Source organism: Mesorhizobium sp. M5C.F.Ca.IN.020.32.2.1, assembly GCF_004023105.1.
Lineage (GTDB): Bacteria > Pseudomonadota > Alphaproteobacteria > Rhizobiales > Rhizobiaceae > Mesorhizobium > Mesorhizobium wenxiniae.
Genome location: NZ_RZSX01000561.1, coordinates 1 through 4,306 on the forward strand (window position 1 = coordinate 1; position 4,306 = coordinate 4,306).

A 4,306-nucleotide genomic window follows, 5' to 3' on the forward strand; every position below is an offset into this window, starting at 1 on the left:
ATTCGGAGGGATCGTCAATCCTGCGGCCTTGATCGTATAGTTGATTGCTCCGTTCTGGGCGATGCCGTCGGACCCGAAGCTGGTGCCCAGCTCCGCCGCACCGAAATGCCCGACCGGGCTTTCGACACTGACATCCTTGAGCCCGTAGCTTCCGTCGATCCGCTTCCACAGCGGCAGCGCGGCGAGCAAAAGCGATTTGAGCTGCGCCTGGTTGGCCTTCAGCTTGGCTTCGTCTTCATTGGCGACGGCAAATGCCAGCAGATCGAGAAATGGCTTTGTCCGCATCCCTTTGCCGGTCGCATTCACCGACAGTTCTGGCGATTTGATTGTAAGCGGGAATTTCAGCCCGCTTTTGGGATCGTCAAAATCAAGCGTTTCGGCAAAATCGGCGATCGTCTGCGTCGCGGTGAAATCCACGCCGCCATTCGCAGCTTGGGTTGCGTTCATAGTGGCAGTACCGGCGCCGGTGCTCACCTCCGCGCGCTGCGTGGTGTCCCGGGTTTTCATCGTCATCCCGGCCGTCGAGTGTGTGGCGCTGGTAAAAGCCGCCAGTTCGGTGTCATAGACGCCGGTGAACTTGCTGTCTTTGATCGAGAATTGTATGCTCTGCGGGCCTTCCGGCCCCATGAACTCGAAGGACCCGCTTGGCGACAAATCCGCAGAGACGTTCCACGTCCCGTTGCTGCTTGGCTTGACGAGGAATGCGTAGGGGCTGAAGTCGAACTTGAAGGAATGCTGCGTCGCCAACAGGTTCACGACAGGTTTGAAGTCGACGGCGAGTTTGTAAGCGTCGCCTTCCACGGAAACCTTCAGGAAACCGCTGTCGATCGCCTTGCTGCCGATGTAGCGAGACAGATTTTCGGAGAGCTGCTTCGCACCCTCGCCATCGACGGTCTGGCCGAAGGCAGGCGCGCTGAGCGCGAGAACAAAGACGGCCGGCAGAACACGGTTCACGCAGAATCTCCGTTGCTATTCTTCTGGTAGAAAACTCCAATCGTAACCGTAAGCCGAAACGGGTAAGGTGCAATCCCTCCTGAGCGCTAGGTCCCGGCCACCGTTCATGAAGCAGCGGCGCGGCGCGACGTGGTTGATGCAATGCGCCCTGCCCGATCGCGGTGTTCGCCAGCATCGACGATGCATCAGCCTGTCGCCCCAGCAAGAGCTCGCGTCATCGGAGCTTCACATCGCCTTCTTCGGCGTGACGACGCAAGCGGCGCGGGCATTGAGCAGGCCCCAACCGAAGACGGCGTCCTTGCCGGGCGCGCCGAGATCTTCCGCCGACTTGCCGAGCGCATCATGAATGTCGGCTGCGGTGGCGCTGCTGTTTGCCGACTTCATCAACGCCGCTGCGGCGGCAACAAACGGCGTCGCGAAGGAGGTACCGGTCTTCGGCCGTGCGCCGCTGACCGACGCGGCCGTCCATACTTCGACGCCGGGGGCGGCCAGGTCGATATGCTCGCCGCGGCCGGCACGCCTGTAGGGGCGTTTCATGCGGTCCACCGCCGTCACCGCGATCACTTCCGCGTAGGCCGCCGGATAGGCAGGTCCGGCCTTGGGACCTCCATTGCCGGCAGCGGCGACGATCACCATGCCGCCTTCGGAAAGTTTTCGGACAAACTGCTCGAGAAGAGCATTCGCAGGACCCGACAGGCTCATATTCGTCACCTGCACGCCGCGCACGGAAAGAAGATCGAGTGCGCGAAGAAGATCATAGACGTCCGAGCGGTCATCCTGGCGATCGCCCCGGTGAAACGCATCGACCGCGATGAGCCTAGCGTGCGGCAGGAGGCCCGGGGTACGGCTGTCGGCGCCGCCGACGAGCAGCGCCGCGACGGCGGTGCCGTGCTGGCGGCCGGACTCGGGAAAGCCGTGGTCCGAAAGGCGAAGAACTTCGACCCGGCCATTCGCGAAGGCGGCATGCGCAGGATTGATCGCCGTGTCGATGAGGCCGATCGTGACATTGCCACCGCAACCGGCTGGAAGACCGGTATTAGCCGGCCAGCCGATCAGGCCTGCGGCGGCGCAGTGGGATCCGGCACATTCGGCTTCTTGTCCGGGCCGGTAGTAATGCACGAAATCCGCTGTCGACTGCGGAGCGGCGTCGATGACAAGATCGCGCGCAGCCTCCGGCGGCATGTTGGGCGGTATGCGCAGCCGGACCAGCTCCGACCCCAGAAGCTGGATGTCGGTGCGGTCAAGGACGGTGAAGCCCGTTGCCTGAAGCCGACCGATTTCAGCCGAACTCAGCCCGGTCGCTACGATCTGGTCCGGTGCCCGAGACGGCAAAGGGAGGGCGGGCCGTTGCGCGCGCCTGCCGCCGCGTCTTGGCGGACGCGGAAGAAACCGATCGGTCAGCGTGCGAAACAGATTCGTTCCGGTCGACCGGCGGGGAATCGCTCCCGATCCACCAGACGACGAGCCGGATTGACCGCCGCCACCGTCATCACCACCATCGTCACCACCACCACCACCGTCATCATCGGCGAACGCCGATTTTGGTCCGAACTCTCCGAGCACCAGCAGGCCGCCCGTCGGATGAAGATCGACCATTAACGCGACGGCTACCCAGAATGGCAGCAGGGCTCTTGGTCTCAGCCAGGCGGTGGCGCCCATATCTCCCTCACATTTCCGCCGTTGCCGATTTTCAACATCGCGAGGCTAGCGGACCTATCCGACAATAAGCTAGCTTTGCGAGGAAACGGGTGCGGGACCGCTTTATTCCAAAATAACTTGGAGCAACATGCCGGAAAAAACCGACCGCGTCCAAGACCAGCTTGTCGCTTTTCTCCCGAATCTCCGCCGGTTCGCGATTGCGCTCTGCCGGTCCCGCGATATTGCGGACGATCTCGTTCAGCGAGCCTGCGAACGGGCGCTCGCCAACGAGCAGCGTTTCGAGCAAGGAACGCGCTTCGACGCGTGGATGTTCAAAATTCTCCGAAATCTGTGGATCGATGACATCCGCAGGCGCAAGGTCGCCGGCCCGCAGGACGATGTCGACGAGTGCCATGACATCGCCGGCATTTCCGGTGAGCGCGAGATGGAGGCGCGGCTGGCGCTGAACAGCGTGGCGCAAGCCATTGGCGAACTTGCCGGCGATCAGCGCGACGTGCTGCTTCTCGTCTGTGTCGAAGAGCTTTCCTACAAGGAAGCCGCGGAAGTCCTTGCCGTGCCGATCGGGACGGTGATGAGCAGACTGGCCCGGGCGAGAAAGAATCTGGCGGAGGCGACGGGAATATCCATGGCTCCCACCCGTTCTGCGGTCACAAAAGGGGCTAGCAAATGACCGAAGAGACGTTTTCGGACGAGATCCTGATGCGGTTCGCCGATGGTGAGCTTGATCCGGAGACGGTCGCCAGGATCGAGCAGGCGATGGAGATCGATGACCGTCTGGTTACCAGGGTTGCCATGTTCATCGAAACCAGAGCGCAGGCGCAGGCCGCGCTGAAGCCGCTGCTCGACGAGCCGGTTCCCGAAAAACTTGTGGCCGCCGTTGAGCAAATGATCGAGGCCAGGCGCGCCGTCGAGAAGGCGGCATCCGTATTGCCCTTCGGCGGCGGGCGCATAGCGGCGCCTCCATCGAGGTCTCACTGGAGGCTGCCGATTGCCGCCTCTCTCGTGGCGGCCGTCGTCGGCGCGCTCACCGGGTATTGGGCAGCAGGTACCAACGAACGCAGGCAGGGCGGGCTATGGGTTGCCGGCGTCATTAGGCCGGCCCTGGCCCAAGCCCTTGAAACGGTCGAGTCCGGCAAGGAAATCAGGCTCGCCGGGATCAGTGACCGATTCCGGGCAATCGCTACCTTTCGCAACAATTCGCAGGATTTGTGCCGAGAATTCGAGGTTGACTCGCAGGACCGCTCCACGGTGGTGTCGGTCGCCTGCCGTTCCGGCGACGAATGGCGCGTCAGCTTCGCGGTCGTGGCCCCCGGCGACGCCGGAGGCTATGCCCCGGCCTCGTCGACCGAAGCCCTCGACGCCTATCTTTCGGCGATCGAAGCGGGCGCTCCGATGTCAGCCGAGGAGGAAGTCCAAGCGTTGACCGAGGTCCGTCGGAAGGACCGGAAGTGAAGCTGCAACGGCCCCCGTTCTCTAAATGGAATCCGGCTTTCTCTGAATGGAATAAAGCCGGCAATCGCCCGTTACTCCGCCGGACCGCAACTGCCGGTCCAGTCTGAAACAAGGAGTAACTACCATGACAAGACACAGGAAACTCAAGTCGACACTGGTCGCAGGAATGGCAGCGCTCGCGAGCACCGCGGCGCAGGCGAAGGAATATCCCGCGGCGTCACCGGAAACCGAGGGTCCGCCG

4 protein-coding genes and 1 pseudogene are annotated in these 4,306 nt (G+C 62.7%); 3 read left to right on the forward strand and 2 right to left on the reverse strand.

The window, feature by feature from the left end:
* A pseudogene (locus EOA86_RS24245) lies at positions 1–801 on the reverse strand (hypothetical protein); the annotation flags it as partial.
* Positions 802–1,179: 378 nt separating this feature from the next.
* The gene (locus tag EOA86_RS24250; protein ID WP_245486090.1) at positions 1,180–2,286 is read right to left on the reverse strand and encodes a S8 family serine peptidase; all 1,107 of its coding nucleotides are present in this window, start codon (positions 2,284–2,286) and stop codon (positions 1,180–1,182) included.
* A gap of 138 nt (positions 2,287–2,424) precedes the next feature.
* Between EOA86_RS24250 and EOA86_RS41300 the strand changes: the two genes are divergently transcribed.
* From EOA86_RS41300 to EOA86_RS24260, 3 genes are all read left to right on the forward strand, one after another.
* Positions 2,425–2,553 (forward strand): hypothetical protein, encoded by a 129-nt coding sequence (locus tag EOA86_RS41300; RefSeq protein ID WP_281035689.1) that lies wholly within the window; start codon positions 2,425–2,427, stop codon positions 2,551–2,553.
* Positions 2,554–2,740: 187 nt separating this feature from the next.
* Positions 2,741–3,283 (forward strand): RNA polymerase sigma factor, encoded by a 543-nt coding sequence (locus EOA86_RS24255; protein WP_128343980.1) that lies wholly within the window; start codon positions 2,741–2,743, stop codon positions 3,281–3,283.
* Positions 3,280–4,065, forward strand: a complete 786-nt coding sequence (locus EOA86_RS24260; RefSeq protein ID WP_128343982.1) for an anti-sigma factor — start codon at positions 3,280–3,282, stop codon at positions 4,063–4,065. Before EOA86_RS24255 ends, EOA86_RS24260 begins: the two co-directional genes overlap by 4 nt.
* Positions 4,066–4,306: the final 241 nt, after the last annotated feature.

Coding starts and splice junctions, on each gene's coding strand:
- EOA86_RS24255 (WP_128343980.1), top strand. CDS start 2,741: ATGCCGGAAAAAACCGACCGCGTCCAAGACCAGCTTGTCGCTTTTCTC.
- EOA86_RS24260 (WP_128343982.1), top strand. CDS start 3,280: ATGACCGAAGAGACGTTTTCGGACGAGATCCTGATGCGGTTCGCCGAT.